The 16,204-nt window shown below is 58.6% G+C and carries 20 protein-coding genes; 11 read left to right on the top strand and 9 right to left on the bottom strand.

The features are described 5' to 3' along the window. Positions 1–303: 303 nt before the first annotated feature. The 4 genes from msrB to PQU95_RS10565 all read right to left on the bottom strand — a co-directional run bounded on the left by msrB (position 304) and on the right by PQU95_RS10565 (position 3,789). A complete protein-coding gene (gene msrB / locus PQU95_RS10580; protein ID WP_272751970.1) occupies positions 304–699 on the bottom strand; it encodes a peptide-methionine (R)-S-oxide reductase MsrB in 396 nt (131 codons plus the stop codon). 33 nt (positions 700–732) lie between these two features. Further along, on the bottom strand, positions 733–1,380 hold the full coding sequence (locus PQU95_RS10575) for a histidine phosphatase family protein (RefSeq protein ID WP_272751969.1): 648 nt from the start codon (positions 1,378–1,380) through the stop codon (positions 733–735). Between the two features lie 46 nt (positions 1,381–1,426). Beyond that, a complete protein-coding gene (locus PQU95_RS10570; RefSeq protein ID WP_272751968.1) occupies positions 1,427–2,302 on the bottom strand; it encodes an AEC family transporter in 876 nt (291 codons plus the stop codon). A gap of 122 nt (positions 2,303–2,424) precedes the next feature. Beyond that, complete coding sequence (locus PQU95_RS10565; RefSeq protein WP_272751967.1) at positions 2,425–3,789, bottom strand: deoxyguanosinetriphosphate triphosphohydrolase; 1,365 nt, start codon at positions 3,787–3,789, stop codon at positions 2,425–2,427. A gap of 156 nt (positions 3,790–3,945) precedes the next feature. On the opposite strand from PQU95_RS10565, the gene PQU95_RS10560 reads away from it, so the two are divergent. Both PQU95_RS10560 and PQU95_RS10555 read left to right on the top strand, forming a co-directional pair. Then, positions 3,946–5,175 carry an MFS transporter gene (locus PQU95_RS10560; protein WP_272751966.1) on the top strand — a complete coding sequence of 410 codons (1,230 nt, stop codon included), beginning with the start codon at positions 3,946–3,948 and terminating at the stop codon, positions 5,173–5,175. Further along, positions 5,175–5,798 (top strand): helix-turn-helix transcriptional regulator, encoded by a 624-nt coding sequence (locus PQU95_RS10555; RefSeq protein ID WP_272751965.1) that lies wholly within the window; start codon positions 5,175–5,177, stop codon positions 5,796–5,798. The genes PQU95_RS10560 and PQU95_RS10555 overlap by 1 nt, the downstream gene beginning before the upstream one ends. A 38-nt stretch (positions 5,799–5,836) precedes the next feature. On the opposite strand, the gene PQU95_RS10550 is transcribed toward PQU95_RS10555, so the two are convergent. Continuing rightward, the gene (locus PQU95_RS10550) at positions 5,837–6,769 is read right to left on the bottom strand and encodes a hypothetical protein (protein ID WP_272751964.1); all 933 of its coding nucleotides are present in this window, start codon (positions 6,767–6,769) and stop codon (positions 5,837–5,839) included. Between the two features lie 267 nt (positions 6,770–7,036). On the opposite strand from PQU95_RS10550, the gene PQU95_RS10545 reads away from it, so the two are divergent. Then, entirely contained in the window at positions 7,037–7,543 is a 507-nt protein-coding gene (locus PQU95_RS10545) for an AtaL-like protein (RefSeq protein WP_272751963.1), read from the top strand. A 60-nt stretch (positions 7,544–7,603) separates the two neighbouring features. Next, entirely contained in the window at positions 7,604–8,035 is a 432-nt protein-coding gene (locus PQU95_RS10540; RefSeq protein ID WP_272751962.1) for a c-type cytochrome, read from the top strand. Positions 8,036–8,145: 110 nt separating this feature from the next. Here the strand turns inward: PQU95_RS10540 and PQU95_RS10535 are convergent, their stop codons facing one another. Beyond that, entirely contained in the window at positions 8,146–8,577 is a 432-nt protein-coding gene (locus PQU95_RS10535) for a c-type cytochrome (protein WP_272751961.1), read from the bottom strand. A gap of 152 nt (positions 8,578–8,729) precedes the next feature. Here PQU95_RS10535 and PQU95_RS10530 point away from each other — a divergent pair, with 152 nt between their 5' ends. From PQU95_RS10530 to PQU95_RS10505, 6 genes are read left to right on the top strand one after another with little or no spacing between them, the layout of a single operon-like run. Further along, a complete protein-coding gene (locus PQU95_RS10530) occupies positions 8,730–9,164 on the top strand; it encodes a Fur family transcriptional regulator (RefSeq protein ID WP_272751960.1) in 435 nt (144 codons plus the stop codon). Then, a complete protein-coding gene (locus PQU95_RS10525; protein WP_373321395.1) occupies positions 9,161–10,087 on the top strand; it encodes a CobW family GTP-binding protein in 927 nt (308 codons plus the stop codon). Before PQU95_RS10530 ends, PQU95_RS10525 begins: the two co-directional genes overlap by 4 nt. 12 nt (positions 10,088–10,099) lie before the next feature. Continuing rightward, a complete protein-coding gene (locus PQU95_RS10520; RefSeq protein WP_272751958.1) occupies positions 10,100–10,288 on the top strand; it encodes a hypothetical protein in 189 nt (62 codons plus the stop codon). Then, positions 10,285–11,025, top strand: a complete 741-nt coding sequence (locus tag PQU95_RS10515) for a metal ABC transporter ATP-binding protein (RefSeq protein ID WP_272751957.1) — start codon at positions 10,285–10,287, stop codon at positions 11,023–11,025. Before PQU95_RS10520 ends, PQU95_RS10515 begins: the two co-directional genes overlap by 4 nt. After that, positions 11,025–11,900, top strand: coding sequence for a metal ABC transporter permease (locus PQU95_RS10510; protein ID WP_272751956.1), 876 nt, complete (start codon positions 11,025–11,027; stop codon positions 11,898–11,900). The genes PQU95_RS10515 and PQU95_RS10510 overlap by 1 nt, the downstream gene beginning before the upstream one ends. An 8-nt stretch (positions 11,901–11,908) precedes the next feature. Next, on the top strand, positions 11,909–12,805 hold the full coding sequence (locus PQU95_RS10505; RefSeq protein WP_272751955.1) for a metal ABC transporter solute-binding protein, Zn/Mn family: 897 nt from the start codon (positions 11,909–11,911) through the stop codon (positions 12,803–12,805). Here PQU95_RS10505 and PQU95_RS10500 read toward each other — a convergent pair. After that, positions 12,795–13,457, bottom strand: a complete 663-nt coding sequence (locus PQU95_RS10500; protein WP_272751954.1) for a sulfite exporter TauE/SafE family protein — start codon at positions 13,455–13,457, stop codon at positions 12,795–12,797. The genes PQU95_RS10505 and PQU95_RS10500 overlap by 11 nt on opposite strands. Positions 13,458–13,754: 297 nt before the next feature. On the opposite strand from PQU95_RS10500, the gene PQU95_RS10495 reads away from it, so the two are divergent. After that, entirely contained in the window at positions 13,755–14,534 is a 780-nt protein-coding gene (locus PQU95_RS10495) for an enoyl-CoA hydratase (RefSeq protein WP_272751953.1), read from the top strand. Positions 14,535–14,611: 77 nt separating this feature from the next. Here PQU95_RS10495 and PQU95_RS10490 read toward each other — a convergent pair whose 3' ends face one another. Together PQU95_RS10490 and PQU95_RS10485 are read right to left on the bottom strand one after the other, a co-directional pair. Continuing rightward, entirely contained in the window at positions 14,612–15,394 is a 783-nt protein-coding gene (locus PQU95_RS10490; RefSeq protein WP_017508394.1) for a peptidylprolyl isomerase, read from the bottom strand. A gap of 18 nt (positions 15,395–15,412) precedes the next feature. Next, positions 15,413–16,204, bottom strand: a complete 792-nt coding sequence (locus PQU95_RS10485; RefSeq protein WP_272751952.1) for a peptidylprolyl isomerase — start codon at positions 16,202–16,204, stop codon at positions 15,413–15,415.

Genomic DNA, 16,204 nt, shown 5'->3' with positions numbered 1-16,204 from the left:
AGTGGACCATGCCGATTCGGGATTGGAAGGCGGCGCTGACTCGCTTTACCATTCAGTTCGAGGAACGCATTCCACAGGCGTAACCCAAACCCCGTTTACACAAAAATTCGGACAGGCCCTCAATACCATGCTGTTGGTTGGAGTCAAGTATTTGGCATGCTTTTTCCTTTGAAATCAACGAAGTGGTCACCTGTTGCAAGCGGATAAAAAAACAGGGCAGCTCAATGAGCCGCCCTGTTTTGGTGCAGTTTTCAGTTTTATGTGCTGAAGTTTCAGTAACTATGAGTTCCTACATATGTGCTGTCAGGCATCTTCGAAGCGCAGTGCTACCGAATTGATGCAATAGCGTTCGCCAGTGGGCGGCGGGCCGTCGTCAAATACATGGCCCAAATGGGCATCGCAGCGCTGGCAGCGCACTTCGGTGCGGACCATGCCGTGGCTGGTGTCACGAATACGCTGGATGCTGCCGGGGACGGCCTCTTCCCAGAAGCTGGGCCAGCCGCAGCCCGCATCGAACTTGGTGGCAGACTCAAACAGCAGACTGTCGCAGCACAGGCAGTAATAGCGGCCAACCCGGTTGTGGAAGTAGTGCTCGCCGCTAAACGGGCGCTCGGTGCCGGCTTCACGCGTGACGTAATACTGCTCCGGCGTGAGCTGGGCACGCCATTGTTGCGGGGTTTTCAGGATTTTATCGGTCATGGTGTGTACTCCTTGCGGCCAGGCTTGGCCGTGTCAGATTTCGTCCAGAGCGGTTTCACCCAGGTGGCGGGTGTCGGCCCACAAGTCCACTTGCCAGCCTTGGCCGTCATGGCTCAGCCAGTTCAGCGAAGCGTTAGGTACCACGATCATGCGCTGGCCTTGTAGTGGCTGGCCGCTGGCCAGGCGGTAGATCATGTCCAGTACGCCGCCATGCGCCACCAGCAGGATACGTTGGCCGCAGTGTTGGCGGGCCAGCTGGTTGACCGCTGCGTGAATGCGGTCGGCAAAAGCCTGGATGCTTTCGCCGCCGTACAGGTCGTGGTGCAAGCTGCGCTCGGCGTAGGCGGCCCAGGCTTGCGGGTGGGTCTGGGCGGCATCATCCAGCCGTGCGCCCTGCATGGCGCCAAAGTGGCGCTCCATCAGCGTGGGCAGGGTAGTGACGCCTAGTCCGACGGCGTGGGCCAGTGGCACGGCAGTATCGTAGGCACGGCTTAGCGGGCTACTGTACAGCGCATCAAAGCGGTGGCCGGCTGCCGCGACGGTGTCGGCCAGCTGCCGTGCCTGGTGCTGGCCTTGGGCATTAAGCGGGATGTCGAGCTGGCCTTGCAGCCGGCGCTCGGCGTTCCAGTCGGTTTCGCCGTGGCGAACCAGGCAAAAGCGGGTAAGGGCGCGATTGGGCATGGCGGGCTCCAGAATGCTATGCCGGCAGTGTAATGGATTTCCGGCCTCAGCCTAGCGCCAGCACCAGGCCCAGCGGCACAAACAGCAGGCTGGCCAGGTTGCCGATGAGTACGATGGAGGCCATGCTTTCTGGTTCCTGCTGGTAGAGCTCGGCCATCAGGAAGTTGAGCACCGCCGGCGGCAGGGCGCCAAACAAGATCAGCAGCGCGTGCTGGCTGCTATCCAGCTGCAGCAGCGGGCTGGCCAGCAGGGCGGCTGCCAGGCCGGTAAGCGGGCACAGCACGGCGCCCAGCAGGCCAATGCGCCAGCCAGACAGGCTGACGTCCACCATGCGTACGCCCAGGGCAAACAGCATCAGCGGGATGGTCATATCGCCCAGCATCTTCATGCCCAGCATCAGCCAGTCTGGCAGGTGCCAGCCGGCCAGGCCAAACAGCAGGCCTAGCAAGGTGGCGATGACGATGGGGTTGCGGCTCAGGCCGCGCAGGCTGGTATGGCGGCTGAAAATGAAGGCACCCAGGGTAAAATGCAGCAGGTTGGACACCACAAACAGCACCACAAAGGCGTTGAAGCCATCGCGGCCAAAAGCCAGCAAGGCCAGCGGTAGCCCCATATTGCCGCAGTTGTTGAACATCACCGGCGGTAGCAGGGTGCGCGGGCTGGCACCGGCCAGGCGGGCGATGGGCCAGGCGAGCAGGCCGGAGATCACTACCACGATTGCGGCGGCGGGCATCAGCTTCCATTGCGCTACCAGTTGAAAGTCTTTTGCGGACAGGGCGCTGAAAACCAGCAGCGGTACGCAGACATCCATATTGAGCTTGTTGGCCGCGCGCATATCGGGGCGCACCCGGCGGGCATACGCCCAGCCTATCAATACGATGATAAGCACGGGCAGGATAATGGTAACGATGCGTTCTATCATGATGGCCTGCCGGGTGGGGGAACTGGCATTGTCGCTGTGGGGTGGCGTGGTGCGCCCAGGGGTTTACCCTTGCTTGCTACGCATGGTGGAAAACAGGCTGTTCGGCAAACAGCCTGTTGTGGCTACAGAATGCCGACGCCGGAAATCTCGCGTGCCAGGTTGGCCGCATAGTTGTCGGTCATCGCGCCAATATAGTCCAGCACGCCCATATAGGCTTGATACAAAGTCTGGTTTTCTGGCAGCGGCTGCGGCAGCAAGCCCAAAGCCAAGGCCTGGCGTGCATTCAGCGCCTCGTCCCCTTGCGTGATGCGGGTGTGCACGGCGGGTGCCAGAATGTCCAGCACCGTGCCGATGCAGGGGTAGGAAGCCAGCTCGGTCACCAGCTTGGTGCGGTGGCGGTATACCTTCTGGCTGGCCAGTGCCTTGGCATTGAGCAGGGTATGCTTGATCTCGGGGGCGCATACGTCGATCAGGTCTTTACCGGGGAAGGTGCCGGCCAGCAGGGTGTCCTGATGCAGCATGAATTTCTCGGCCACCTCGGCCACGCAGCGGCCCACGGCAATGCCGCGCAGCATGGCGCATTTCTGGCTGATGTCGTGGGTTTGCCAGATGCGCTCGGTTTCGCCGAAGTGGCTGAACAGCATTTCGAATTCGCGTACGTCCAGAATGCCGATTTCTACCGCGTCTTCCAGGTCCAGAATGGCGTAGCAGATATCGTCTGCGGCTTCCATCAGGTAGGACAGCGGGTGTCGCGCCCATTCATTGTTACCTTTGCGCAGCAAGCCCAGCTCGGCAGCGACGTGCTCGAAATACGGCAGCTCGGTGCAGTAGATATTGAATTTCCCGCGCGCCTGGGCTCTGGGGGCATCCGATGTCCACGGGTACTTGATCAGCGCGCCCAGCGCGGCACTGGTAAGCCGCATGCCGCCTTCGCCGCGGTACATCTCCAGGCTGGCCACCATGCGCAGGCTGTGGGCGTTGCCTTCGTAAGTCTGGATGTCTTGCCGCTCGGCTGCGCTCAGGCCGGCTAGCAGGTGCTGGTGCTGCGGGTGGCGAAACCACTCGCGCAATGCATCCTCGCCGGTGTGGCCAAAAGGCGGGTTGCCGATATCGTGCGCCAGGCAGGCTACCTGTACAGCACCACCGATATCGAACGGCGTGTAGCCTTCCGGCAGCAGGCCCTGCGCCTGCATCATGGCGCCCACGCGGTTGCCCAGGCTGCGGCCAACGCTGGCCACTTCTACGCTGTGGGTCAGGCGGTTGTGGGTGTGGTCGTTGTGGGCCAGCGGGTGCACTTGTGTCTTGCGCCCCAGGCGCCGAAAGGCGCTGGAGAACACCACGCGGTCGTGGTCGATGTGAAAGTCGCTACGCAGGCCCGCAGCCCCTTCCAGGGTGGCTGGCGTGCGGGTCTGGCGTACTTCCTGGTCGATCAGCTTGAAGCGGCGTGTGGACAACAACTGCTGCCACTGCATGCGGGGTGGTTTCATGGCAATTACCGTAAGGGGGTTGCCGCTATCATGCCAGAAACCCGCTGTCTTGCTGCCGTCGGCTTTTATATAAACTAAAAAGTTTACAAAATTGCTCGCGTGTTCTAGCCTGTGTGTTTCGACAAGACTGGCAGCAGCGCTGCAGGAAGGCATGGCATGACGGTTGCCCATCCCAAACTGATTTTATTGGCGGTTTGCCTGGTGGCCTTGATGAGTACGGCCGGGGTGGCCATGCCTTACCCGATACTGGCGCCCATTTTTGTGGATGCACCGGCTGACGCTTTCAATCATTTTGCCGGCCTGCCGCCCAAACTGCTGCTGGGTATCTCACTTGCGGCCAACCCGCTGGGTATTTTGCTGGGCAGTACCTTCATCGGTGCCCTGTCCGACCGCCTGGGGCGCCGGCGTGTCTTGCTGTCTACGCTCACCTTGACCCTGCTGGGCTACCTGCTGACCGCCTGGTCGCTGGATATGCGCAGCTACCTGCTGTTTGTATTTGCCCGTTTCCTTACCGGTGTTACTGAAGGCAACGTGGCGGTGGCGCGGGCGATTGTGGCAGATCTCCACCCGCAGCTGGACCGTACGCGCAGCTTTGCCACGCTGAATGCCGTGCTTTATATGGGCTGGTTGGTGGGGCCAATGATTGGTGGTTTTACCTTGCCATTTGGGGAGCCGGTGCCGTTCCTGATTGGTGCGTTTACCTTGCTGCCATGTTTGGCCATTTTGCTGTGGGTGTTGCCGGAAACCGGTGAAGCCAAGGGCTTGCAGGGCATGAGCATGCTGGCGGCTGTGCGCGAGCAGCATGCATTCCGGCTGCTGCGGCAGGATCGTGTACTGGCCGCGCTGTTCTGGATGCAGCTGACTTTTGCCTTGGGGGTGAACGCGTTTTACGAGTTTTATCCGCTATGGCTGGTGGAATATGCCCGCCTGGGCAGTAGCGGCATTGCCTGGGTGACTGCTGGCTTGTGTCTGATCATGGCGCTGACCAGTACCCTGGTGGGCAAGCTGGGCCTGGGGGTGGATCCGCTACGCCGTGCCAGGCAGCAGGCGGTGCTGGTCGGCGCTGGTTTATTGTTGCTGGCCGTGCTGCCGGCGATGCCAGGCCTGCTGCTGCTGGTGGTGCTGGGTTTGCCGCTATCCATCTATAACGCGGTGCTGCCAAGCTGGTGTGCCGAGCGTTTTGCTGATTATGGACAGGGGAGCATCATGGGGTTGCTTAGTACCATTTTTTGTATCAGCAACGTACTGATTGCCATCTTCGGCAGCTTGCTGACGCTACTGGATACCCGCTTTACCATCGCGCTGGGTGGTTTGATGTGTTTGTTGGCGGTGGTCATGCTCAATCGCCTGCTGCGTGCCGGTGCTGCCGCGGCCAAGGGGGTGTGATGCGTAGCCAGGAACAGATATTGTATCTGCTGAAAACGCAGGGGGCGCTGACGGCGCAGGCAGTGGCAGAGGCTATGGCGTTGACCAGCATGGGTGCGCGCAAGCATCTGCAGCAGCTGCAGCAGCGTGGTTTGGTGGTGGTAGAAGACCGGCCGGCAGGCAAGGGGCGCCCGGCACGATTCTGGCTGCTGAGCGATGCGGGTCACGCGCGTTTTCCCGATCGCCATGGCGAGCTTACTGCGCAGCTTATTAGCCTGCTGCGCAGCAGCCTGGGGGATGCTGCGCTCGATACGCTGGTATCTGCGCGCGAGCAGCAGGCCTTGGTGGTGTATCAGCAAAAGCTGGCGACGGCGAAAGCACTTGACCAGCGTCTGGCACTGCTAGTGCAGGCGCGCACTGATGAAGGCTATATGGCTGAGCTGCTGTGCCAGGAGTCAGGCTGGCTTTTGGTAGAGAATCACTGCCCGATTTGTGCTGCGGCACAGGCCTGCCAAAGCTTTTGTCGATCAGAGTTGCAGCAGTTTCAACAGCTTTTTCCAGATGCAATAATCAGTCGAGCGGAGCATCTGCTGGGTGGCGAGCGTCGCTGTGCATACCGAATAATGCCGTTGATCGTGTCATGAAAACACCCCGCTTAAGCGGGGTGTTTAACCGGGAAGTGTCAGATGGTGACCGTTACGCGTGCTTGGCTTTTGCCCGGGCTGCTGGTGGGGATTTCATAGCCCAGCATGAACATGGCCGATTCGAACTTGCGTAGTGCATCAGGCTGCTGACACCAGCTGGCTGTGGACTGCGCCAGTGCAGCATTGACGACCCAGCCGGCGCGGATTTTCCACTCGGCGTGAAAGCGGCTACGATTGGCCAGTTGCTTGAAATGCAGCAGTTCGGTGCTGGGGTTGCGGTTCATGGTGGACGCGCCGGGTGCCCATGGAAAGCAAAGCTCTTCCGGTAGGAGTATGCGGCGGCTTTCGCAGAACTGTCGTACCAGGTAACCCATGGCTGCGCCAGTACGCCCGTCATAGATCATGATATTGTCGGCAGCCAGCGCGTAAACCTTGGTAAAGCCGGCATTCATGCGTAGCTCGCCGTCAAAGCATGTCACGTCAGGCTCGTCAGACTGCAGGATGGCCAATGCCTGTCTGATTTTGCTTACCAGTTGGTGCTGGTTGTGTCTGGCCCAGTCGCGGTTTAGCGTATAGAGCTTGATGACTTTGCCGCCTGATCCCCAGAGAAGAATGTCATCGATGACTGCAACGAGTGCTGCGGCATCGTCATTGGCCAGCGCATGGCGCAAACGGGTGCGCATGCTGCTTAGGTGAGCCTGATTTTCCTTGAAATAGTGGCCATTCCAGTAAAAACGGGAAAATGCTTGCTCCAGAGTGTTGGCAAAAAAATCCCGGTCGTAATTGGCCGGCAGTATCTTGTCACGCACCTTGAATGCATGTTCCCCGAAAGTTTCACCGTCTATCCAGCAAGTGAGCTGTCCGATGAAATCCCGGACAGGCTGACGCTGAAGATATTCTGTTTTGCTTGCTAAATTCATATATCTGAACAGGACCCTAGTAGCAGAGAGCGGTAAGTTGTGCTTAGGCATTACGTGTTTTGGCCCGCATTCTGTATTAAGGCGTCCGTGCGTGGCTCAATTTATATTCTCTCACATTGAATTCTTTTCACAACCCTACGATATGCCATAGAATTTTCATAATAAAATCAAAATGACATTTGCATTTAATATTAAACCAAATGGTTTAAAAACTTTTCGACATGCTTTTAAGTTTAACTTTTCTCGATAAAAATTTCGCTAAATTTTTTTTGTGCATTTTGTTGCTTTTTGGCAACCGGGCGTACAATTGCGCCCGGTATGGTGATGAAAGGCGGGAAGATGAAGTTTGAGCACCTGGTAAAAATGTTTGATGAGCGTGCGACGCAGCCGCTGATTTCGCGCCGCCAGCTGTGGCTGGGCTTGGTTCTGCGGGCGGAAGATCCCTGCCGCTTTGACGAGAACATCAGCGAGGCCCGCATCTTGTTCTACGATCAGCAGGAAATGCAGCGCGAGGTGGTGTTTGGCAGCTTGGTTGTGAAAGAGTTTGTGCGCTTTGTGGCAGATTCTCAGGTGGTTTACGAGACGCTGCCTAGCGAGCATTACACCGCCAGCAAACTGGCGATGTGCATTGAAGAGCCTCAGCCTGGCCATTTGTTCATCCGCTTTGTGTACGAGAACGAGTTACCCGATGGGCCGGTCACAAGCGATACCAATGATCCGGGTTACTATGTGCCCTATCTGAAATCGGCTTACCAGCAGGCGGATACCCTGACAGCACAAACCATTCTGACGCTAGCTCGGGAGGGTGTGCTCGGGTCGCCCTGACGGCATGGTGCAGGGTCGGGTGGCCAAGTTGGCCGTATTTTTGTCAAACGGGTTTGGGTAATGATGAAGAAATTAACGATGGCCGCACTACTGGCGGTTGTAGGGATGCACGCGATGGCCGGCGCTGGTGAAGACCGGCAGAAGAGTTTCAAAAAAATGCTGCTGAGTTACGAGCCTATAGGTGTCATGCTGCGTGATGGTCCTTTTCGCAAAGATCAATTTATCAAGCATGCTGATGCATTGAAATTGGCTGCACCTTTGCCTTTTGCCCAGTTTGCACCGGGCAGTATTGATGATGTTAGCCGCGCCAAGCCGGAAATCTGGCAGCAGCCAGCCCGCTGGAAGCAAGAGGAAGTCCGCTTCTTGCAGGCCGTATCGGCTTTGCAAGCTGGTGCTGCCAGTGACGATCTGGCCACGGTGCGCAACAAGTACAATGCCATCAGTCAGAGCTGTAAAAGCTGCCACGATGCTTTCCGTGGTCCAAAAAAGTAAGCGGCTGAAGATGAAACGGCCCGCCTGGGCGGATCTTTCATTGAAAAACCCTGCTGGCTTGCGCGAGCAGGGTTTGTTTTTCGGGCTGCTGACAGTGTCGCGACGCGGGCTTAGTCGGCGCGGAAACTATCGTGACAGGTTTTACAGGTTTTCATCACGGCACCAAATTGCGGCTTGATGTCATCCAGTGTCTTGGCGGCAGCGGCGGTCTGTTTCAGCTTGGCAACCTCAGTTTTGTGGCTATCCACGGCAGCTTTGAATTCTGCGGGTTTGGACCAGATTTCTGCCTTGGCATCGGTTTTGCCTTTGTCGCTGCCGGGTGTGAAGTACTGCCATGGTTGCTGGGCCAGTTCATCCAGATGGGCTGCCATTTTGGCAAACTCGTCCTTGTTGAACGGGTTCTCGCCTTTGACGACTTTGGACATCGGGCCGACAGTTTTTTTGTACTGCTCGAACACATCCTTACGCGCCTTGATCGGGTCGGCAGCCAGTGCTGGGGTCAGGATGGCGCAGGACAATAAAGCCAGAAGCAGTTTTTTCATCTTTCACCTCGCGGTTACGCGTTAACAAGTCAATTTTAGCGAAGCATAGCACAGCATGCCCATGTTCTGGCTTAAGCAGGTATTAAGTCTTGTTAAGTTGCTTGTTATAAAGTAACATTTGAGAACTCCTATTGTTTGGGTGTCTACGTCTTATGGAAATCGCCTGTTTTATCGAGGCGGCTGATCGCCACTGCCAGCAGCAGGGCGTCAAGCTGACCGCGCTGCGCCGTCAGGTGCTGGAGCTGGTGTTGGGTTACCCCGGTGTGGTCAAGGCTTACCAGGTGCTGGCTGATCTGCAAAAGCAGCGTGGCATTGCCGCGCCACCCACGGTGTATCGGGCGCTGGATTTTCTGGTGGCCGCTGGCTTGTTGCACAAGGTGGACGCCTTGAATGGCTATATTGTTTGCCACCATGTGGGTTGTAATCATGAAGGCCTGATACTGGTGTGCGGAGATTGTGGTCGAGTAGAGGAGCTGGATGCGACGCCCGTGCTGGATGTGTTGCGTCAGCAAGCAGGTGGCGCAGGTTTTGCCATCAGCCAGCAAAATCTGATGCTGACCGGGCGCTGCAAGGAGTGTGCAGTATGAAAAAGACATTGGTCAATGTGCTGACCGGCTTTCTGGGGGTGGGCAAGACAACGGCGTTGCGCCACATGATTGCCCACCGCCCGGCTCATGAAAAGTGGGCCATCATCGTTAATGAGTTTGGCGAGATCGGCATTGATGGTGCCGTGCTGGACAATGGTGAGTTGCCGGTGGCCGAGATTGCCGGCGGTTGCCTGTGCTGCGTGGCCGGCCCGCAAATGACGGTGACGGTGGCTAACCTGGTGCGCCGCGAACGGCCGGACCGGCTGATCATCGAGGCCAGTGGCCTGGCGCATGCTGCCGGTCTGATCGACGAGCTGCGTGCGGAGCCTTTGGGTAATGCGCTGGAGGTCGGTGCCGTGATGACGCTGGTCGACCCGCGCCAGTTCGCCAATAACGACTATTTCCGCCAGCCCTTGTACCGCGACCAGGTGATGATTGCCGATGTGTTGCTGGCTACCAAGGCCGACCTGTGCGATGCCGATACGCTGGAAGCGTACCGCCAGAAAGCCGCGGGCTTGTTTCCGCCCAAGTCACTGATAGCGGAAATACAGGAAGGTGCGGCCAACCCTGCCTGGCTGGATGCGGCAGTCCAGCCCAAATCACGCTATCGCCCGGCCGTAAAAGGCGATGAACAGGCTGGCTGGCAGTCACAGGGCTGGACTTTGCCGCCGGATACCGAGTTTTCCGGTGAGGCGCTGACAGCTTTCTTTGACGCCTTGCCCGATATGGTATCGGGTCTGGTGCGCGCCAAAGGTGTGTTCCGTGTGCTGGATACCTGGCTGTGGCTGAACTGGACAGAGGGGCGCTGGGCGGCCAATCAGGTGGCATGGCGTCGGGATAACCGCTTTGAGCTGATTGCCGGCCAGATCGATGTGGCCCGCGTCGAGGCGGCGCTGCAGGCTTGTGTTTTGCCAAAACAATAAAGATCGTATTGCATGCCCCATCAACATAATCACACCCACCATGCCCATTCGCACCCGCATCCGCACGGCGCTGGTGAGGAAAACCACCTGCCGCGCTGGCGTTTGCTGGCCATGTCTGCACAGCAGCGCCTGCTGCTGGCTGCCGTACCACTATGCCTGCTTTGGCTGCTGGTTATCTGGGCGCGGGGAGGGGAGGCATGATAGCGCTGGATAACCTGACCGTTTCCTATCAGCGCCACCCGGCGGTTCACCATGTCAGCGGCCATTTTGCCGCTGCTACCGCTACCGCCATTTTTGGTCCGAATGGTGCTGGTAAAAGCACACTGCTGAAAACCATCATGGGTGCGTTGAAGCCCGATAGCGGCCAGGTGACATTCAACGGCATTAGCCGGCGTGATCTGGCGTACCTGCCGCAGCAATCCGAGATCGACCGCTCGCTGCCTGTTTCGGTCATCGACCTGGTCAGTAGCGGCCACTGGCGTCAGAGTGGCTTGTTTGGCAAGGTTGGCCGCCATCATGACGAGGCGAGCTGGAATGCCCTGGTGTCGGTCGGTCTGGAAGATTTTGCGACGCGGCCGGTGTCTGCCTTGTCTAGCGGGCAATTCCAGCGTGTGCTGTTTGCCCGGATCCTGGTGCAGGATGCACGGCTGATCATGCTGGACGAGCCATTCAATGCGGTGGATGCCCGTACCACGCAAGACTTGTTGCAGCTGGTGGCGCGCTGGCAGAAGGAAGGGCGCACGGTCATTGCCGTGCTGCACGATATGGCCCAGGTGCACAGCCACTTTCCCCAGACATTGCTGATGGCGCGCGAGGTCATCGCCTGGGGCGATACCGCCAGTGTGCTTACGCAAGAGCGCTTGCGCCAGGCCAGTGAAACGGCAGCGCACTGGCTGGCCAGGGCACCACTTTGCCAGGTAGACGGGGAGGGGGCGTAATGAGCTGGATACAAGACATGCTGATTTCCCCCTTTGCCGATTTTGCCTTCATGCGCCGTGCGCTGGTGGGCTGCCTGGCGCTGGCGCTGGGCAGTGCGCCGGTAGGTCTTTTCCTGGTGATGCGCCGCATGAGTCTGATGGGTGATGCCATGAGTCATGCCGTGTTGCCCGGGGCTGCGGTGGCGTACTTGCTGGCCGGGCTCAGCCTGCCGGCCATGAGCCTGGGCGGTTTCGTGGCAGGTGTGCTGGTGGCGATACTGGCGGGTCTGGCCACGCGCTATACCGAGGTAAAAGAAGATGCCAGCTTTGCGGCATTCTATTTGCTGTCGTTGTCTCTGGGCGTGCTGCTGGTCTCGAAATCCGGCAGCAATGTCGACCTGATGCACCTGCTGTTCGGCTCTGTGCTGGCCGTGGACGATGCCGCGCTGCTATTGGTCGCTGGCGTGGCAACATTTACCTTGCTGGTGCTGGCCGTTATCTACCGGCCCTTGCTGCTGGAAAGCCTGGACCCGGTGTTCATGCGGGCGATTGGTGCCCGCGGCGGTGTGTGGCACCTGCTGTTCCTGCTATTGGTGGTACTGAATCTGGTTGCCGGTTTTCAGGCGCTGGGCACACTGATGTCGGTGGGGCTGATGATGCTGCCCGCCATTGCCTCGCGGCTATGGGCTGCCTCGGTTGGTGGCATGTTGCTGACCTCGTTTGCCATCGCCGCCTTGTCTGGCGTGGGCGGCCTGCTGCTGTCTTACCACTACGAGCTGCCATCGGGGCCGGCCATCATTCTGCTGGCGGGGCTGGTCTACCTGCTATCGCTTTTGTTTGCACCCCAGGGTGGTTTACTGCCACGACTGGTGCGTGCCCGTCATTTCACCAATTAGGAACAGTCATGCGTAAACTATTTGCCATCACCCTGGCGATGACCCCCTTGCTGGCGTGCGCCAAACTGCCCGTCGTTGCCAGTTTCAGTATCGTGGCCGATGTGGCGCGCGAGGTGGGCGGTGAGCGGGTGGATGTCGTGTCGCTGGTGGCGCCCGATCAGGATGCGCACGTATTTCAGCCATCGCCGGCCGATGTGCGCAAGTTGGCCGCAGCCAAGGTATTTGTGGTGAATGGTCTGGGTTTTGAGGGCTGGTTGGCACGCTTGAGCAAATCTGCTGCGTTCAAGGGGCTGACGGTAACCGCGGCAGCCAAGGTAAAGCCGCTGGCGATGGCCGAGCATGAGGAGCACGACGATCATCATGGCCACGATCACGATCACGGCAAGCAAGATCCGCATGCGTGGCATAACCCGCAGAACGTTGCGCTGTATGCCGAGGCAATGGCCGCCGGTTTTGCCAAGGCCGACCCGGAAGGTGCTGCTTACTATCGCCAGCGCGCGCAAGCTTACAAAGCACAGCTGCTGGAGCTGGATGGCTGGGCCGCAAAGAGCTTCGCTGCCATTCCGGCTGAGCGCCGCAAAGTGCTGACCTCGCACGACGCTTTTGCCTATCTGGCTGCGCGCTACAAGCTGCGCTTCATGGCGCCGCAAGGTGTCAGCACCGATGCCGAGGCCTCGGCCAAAGGTGTGGCTGCCCTGATTCGCCAGGTGCGCAAGGAAAAGGTAAGTGCCGTGTTCTTCGAGAACATGGCGGATCGCCGCCTGCTGGATCAGCTCAGCCGCGAGGCAGGTGTGAAAGTAGGGGGCAAGTTGTACTCCGATGCCCTGTCGGCTGCACCCGATGCGGCCACGTATGTGCAGCTGTTCAAGACCAATGTCGGTGCTTTGGTTGCTGCTATGAAATAATCAGGTTGGCTAGGTGCCATAACCCGATAGCGCAGACGGTCAGCCCGGCAAATAGCCGGACTGGCCGTTTTTGCTTTAGCTGCTGCAGCTTTGCGGCAAAAGCACCCATCAGTAGCAGGTTGGGTAGGGTGCCCAGGCCGAAACTCAGCATGGCCAGGGCGCCGCCGCTAGCCGATTGCGTGGCTAGCGCCGCCAGGCTGGCGGTGTACACGAGACCGCAGGGTACCCAGCCCCAGATGGCCCCTACCATGATGCTGTGCCAAGGGTGGCGTACCGGCAGAAAACGCCGCGCTAGCGGCTGCAAATGCTGCCACAGTGGCGACCCCAGCTTCTCTATGCGGCCAACCATGGCTGAAAAGCCTGCCAGGTACAGGCCGAGCAAGACCAGCAGAACGTTTGCCAGGGCAAACAGGCCGACTTGCAACGGGCGATAGCTGGCTTGTGCCATACCCCATTCACTCAGGCCGCCGAGCAGCGCGCCCATCAGCGTATAGCTGGCAAGCCGCCCCAGGTTGTAGCCCACTTGCAATAGCGGTTTCTGGCCAGTGCCGCTAACGGAGATGGCCGTGACAATGCCGCCGCACATGCCCAGGCAGTGCACGCCGCCCAGCAGGCCGGTAATGAAGAGGGAAAGCAGGCTGATTTCCAGCATTTCGTTGAAAACAGTTCTAAAACTAAAAAAAGATTGTAGCAGTGATATTCATGAAAACTGCTATTTTTTTGACTAAATACGACTATGGTTTATTTCAAGTGACTATTAATGACATTGGTGTTATCTAGTTGGAAATACTTGAAAAATCATGGTGATAGTCCATTTTTAGTACTAGAAAATATCGACATTTCGTCACAAAATGGTCGCCTTTCCGTGAATGGGGTGGTTTCAATGTCTAGACGTACAGGCACGGTGGAAAAGTCGAATAGCCGTGTAGCACAGGTGGGGAGGTAACGAATGAGCAAGTATATTGTGGTTGAACGATTGGGTCAGTCGGCCATTGTTACCATCAACAACCCACCAGCCAATGCCTGGACGCTGGAGTCGTTGAAGGCACTTACCTTGGCAATGGAGGCGTTGGACGCCGACCCCGGGGTGCGTAGTGTCGTGCTGACCGGTGCTGGCGAGCGCTTCTTCTCGGCAGGTGCCGATTTGGGGCTGTTTGCCGATGCGGACCGTGATTCGGCAGCCCGCCTGATTGACGCCTTTGCTGCAGCCTTCAATAGTGTGCGTCAGTTCCGGGGTGTTACTGTTGCTGCGGTGAATGGTTTTGCGCTGGGCGGTGGGCTGGAGTGTGCGCTGGCTTGTGATTGCATTGTGATCGAGCGTGGGGCCAAGCTGGGTTTGCCGGAAGCCTCGGTGGGCCTGATTCCCGGGGCGGGCGGGAGCAAGGCGTTGACCGAGCGTGTGGGGGTGCCCTGGGCCAAGCGCATCATTCTGGGGGGCGAGCTGGTGAATGCCGATACGGCACTCAGGATCGGCTTGGCCGAAGAGGTCGTGGATGCCGGGCTGGCAAAAATCGTGGCCGTTAGCCTGGCAGGAAAGGTAGCCAATCAGTCTCGCAGTGCCGTTCTGGCGGCGCGTCGCCTGATTGAAGTAAGTGCGCACAACACTCTGGAGCGGCAGCTGCTGCTGGAGAAGGCGGCACTCCTGGAGTTGGTCGGCGGTGATGAGCAGCGCGAGGGCGTGGCTGCGTTTCTGGAGAAGCGCCCGCCTTCATGGCAAGACGACGACTGACACCTGTCAGTCAATAAAAAAGCCAGCGTTCGCGCTGGCTTTTTTGTTTCGCATGGCCGCTAGTACGGCCCTGTGGCTTACTGTTGTACCTTGGCCTTGGCCTTCAGGTCCTTGATCAGCGCTTCGATGCGCTGGGACTGGATGCGTTGTTCCAGTTGCGGGCGTAGTGCATCCACCGGCGGTGCGGCTTCTACCTTCACGTCATCCAGCTTGATGATGTGAAAGCCAAACTGGGTTTTCACTGGTGTGGCGCTCACTTGGCCTTTGGCCAGTTTGATCATGGCTTCGGAGAATGGGGCCACGAAAGTGGCAGGCTCATTCCAGCCCAGATCGCCGCCGTTTACCTTGCTGCCCGGGTCGATCGATTTTTCTTTGGCCAGCTGGTCAAACGGTTTGCCTTTTTTCAGGGCAGACAATACTGCCTGGGCTTCGGCTTCGGTTTTTACCAGAATATGGCGGGCGCGGTAGCTTTTCTTCTCGGGGAACTCGGCTTTAACCTTGTCGTACTCGGCCTTGATCTGGGCGTCAGTAATCGGGTTGGTGCGTACGTGCTCCTTGATGAAGCGGTTTGCCAGTGCCATGGCTTGGGCATTTTCCATCTCGGCCTGGAAATCGGCAGATTTATCCATGCCTTTTTTCACGGCTTCCTGGCGCAGAATCTCGGCAGTGATCAGCTGGTCGGTGATCATCTCTTTCATCTGCGGGTTGGCAGGCTGGCCCTGGGCTTCCATCATGCGGGCGATAGCATCGATGCGTTGTTGGCTGATGGCTACGCCGTTGACAGATGGGGCTGCCATGGCGGCAGAGCCGGCGAGCAGCAGGGTGGCAGCAATCAGGGAGTGCTTGAAGCGAGTATTCATCGTTCTGTTCCGTTCGGGTTATTGGATGTTGGCCTTCTGGCGCAGCTCGAGTACAGCGTCGCGGACGGCTTTTTCCTGCAGGTCCTGGCCAATGCGTGCCTTGATGCTGTCAAATGGCAGCGGCTGGGCATTGCGGATGTCTTCTACTTTGAAAATGTGCCAGCCCATTTGCGATTGCAGTGGTTTGGCGCTGATCTGGCCCTTGCCAATGGCTTTCAGTGCTTCGGCCAGGGGTGGCTCCATGGCGGCCAGGTTGCCCCAGCCCAGGTCGCCGCCGCGTTCTTTGCTGGCGGTGTCCAGTGATTGAGCCTTGGCCATCTGGTCGAACTTGGCGCCTTTCTTCAGTGCGGCGATGGCTTTGTTGGCCGCAGTTTCGTCCGCCAGGATGATCTGGCGTACCTGAACCTCTTTGGCGTCTTTGAACTGGCTGGCGTAGCGGTCGTATTCAGCCTTGATGTCGGCATCGCTCACCGGGTGGTTCTTGCTGGCCGCGTCAAAGAACGCCTGCTGTAGCAGATCGTTGCGGGCCTCATCCAGGCGGGTAAGAAACTCCGGGTTTTTATCCAGGCCCGACTTGGTGGCGGCTTGCAGCACCAGCTCGCGGTTGATCAGGCGCTGGCGCACGTCTTCGCGCAGCGCAGGGCTGTCTTGTACCCGGCCGGCATTGGCGTTGATGATCTGGCCCACGGCCCGGTCCAGTACGGTCTGGTCGATGACGGTGCCGTTGACGGTGGCAATAGGGGCTGCCGTGGCAAGGTTGGCCGCGAAGCAGAGCAGGCTGATGCTCAGCGCTTTATTCAGTGTGGTCAT

This window comes from Vogesella aquatica, assembly GCF_028548455.1.
GTDB lineage: Bacteria > Pseudomonadota > Gammaproteobacteria > Burkholderiales > Chromobacteriaceae > Vogesella > Vogesella aquatica.
Note: the sequence above shows the minus strand (reverse complement) of the source record. Positions and strands in the feature narration are given on the sequence as shown.

Excerpts from the sequence above, each read along its gene's own strand:
- msrB (WP_272751970.1), bottom strand. The coding sequence starts at position 699 with ATGACCGATAAAATCCTGAAAACCCCGCAACAATGGCGTGCCCAGCTC.
- PQU95_RS10575 (WP_272751969.1), bottom strand. The coding sequence starts at position 1,380 with ATGCCCAATCGCGCCCTTACCCGCTTTTGCCTGGTTCGCCACGGCGAA.
- PQU95_RS10570 (WP_272751968.1), bottom strand. The coding sequence starts at position 2,302 with ATGATAGAACGCATCGTTACCATTATCCTGCCCGTGCTTATCATCGTA.
- PQU95_RS10565 (WP_272751967.1), bottom strand. The coding sequence starts at position 3,789 with ATGAAACCACCCCGCATGCAGTGGCAGCAGTTGTTGTCCACACGCCGC.
- PQU95_RS10560 (WP_272751966.1), top strand. The coding sequence starts at position 3,946 with ATGACGGTTGCCCATCCCAAACTGATTTTATTGGCGGTTTGCCTGGTG.
- PQU95_RS10555 (WP_272751965.1), top strand. The coding sequence starts at position 5,175 with ATGCGTAGCCAGGAACAGATATTGTATCTGCTGAAAACGCAGGGGGCG.
- PQU95_RS10550 (WP_272751964.1), bottom strand. The coding sequence starts at position 6,769 with ATGCCTAAGCACAACTTACCGCTCTCTGCTACTAGGGTCCTGTTCAGA.
- PQU95_RS10545 (WP_272751963.1), top strand. The coding sequence starts at position 7,037 with ATGGTGATGAAAGGCGGGAAGATGAAGTTTGAGCACCTGGTAAAAATG.
- PQU95_RS10540 (WP_272751962.1), top strand. The coding sequence starts at position 7,604 with ATGATGAAGAAATTAACGATGGCCGCACTACTGGCGGTTGTAGGGATG.
- PQU95_RS10535 (WP_272751961.1), bottom strand. The coding sequence starts at position 8,577 with ATGAAAAAACTGCTTCTGGCTTTATTGTCCTGCGCCATCCTGACCCCA.
- PQU95_RS10530 (WP_272751960.1), top strand. The coding sequence starts at position 8,730 with ATGGAAATCGCCTGTTTTATCGAGGCGGCTGATCGCCACTGCCAGCAG.
- PQU95_RS10525 (WP_373321395.1), top strand. The coding sequence starts at position 9,161 with ATGAAAAAGACATTGGTCAATGTGCTGACCGGCTTTCTGGGGGTGGGC.
- PQU95_RS10520 (WP_272751958.1), top strand. The coding sequence starts at position 10,100 with ATGCCCCATCAACATAATCACACCCACCATGCCCATTCGCACCCGCAT.
- PQU95_RS10515 (WP_272751957.1), top strand. The coding sequence starts at position 10,285 with ATGATAGCGCTGGATAACCTGACCGTTTCCTATCAGCGCCACCCGGCG.
- PQU95_RS10510 (WP_272751956.1), top strand. The coding sequence starts at position 11,025 with ATGAGCTGGATACAAGACATGCTGATTTCCCCCTTTGCCGATTTTGCC.
- PQU95_RS10505 (WP_272751955.1), top strand. The coding sequence starts at position 11,909 with ATGCGTAAACTATTTGCCATCACCCTGGCGATGACCCCCTTGCTGGCG.
- PQU95_RS10500 (WP_272751954.1), bottom strand. The coding sequence starts at position 13,457 with ATGCTGGAAATCAGCCTGCTTTCCCTCTTCATTACCGGCCTGCTGGGC.
- PQU95_RS10495 (WP_272751953.1), top strand. The coding sequence starts at position 13,755 with ATGAGCAAGTATATTGTGGTTGAACGATTGGGTCAGTCGGCCATTGTT.
- PQU95_RS10490 (WP_017508394.1), bottom strand. The coding sequence starts at position 15,394 with ATGAATACTCGCTTCAAGCACTCCCTGATTGCTGCCACCCTGCTGCTC.
- PQU95_RS10485 (WP_272751952.1), bottom strand. The coding sequence starts at position 16,204 with ATGACCACACTGAATAAAGCGCTGAGCATCAGCCTGCTCTGCTTCGCG.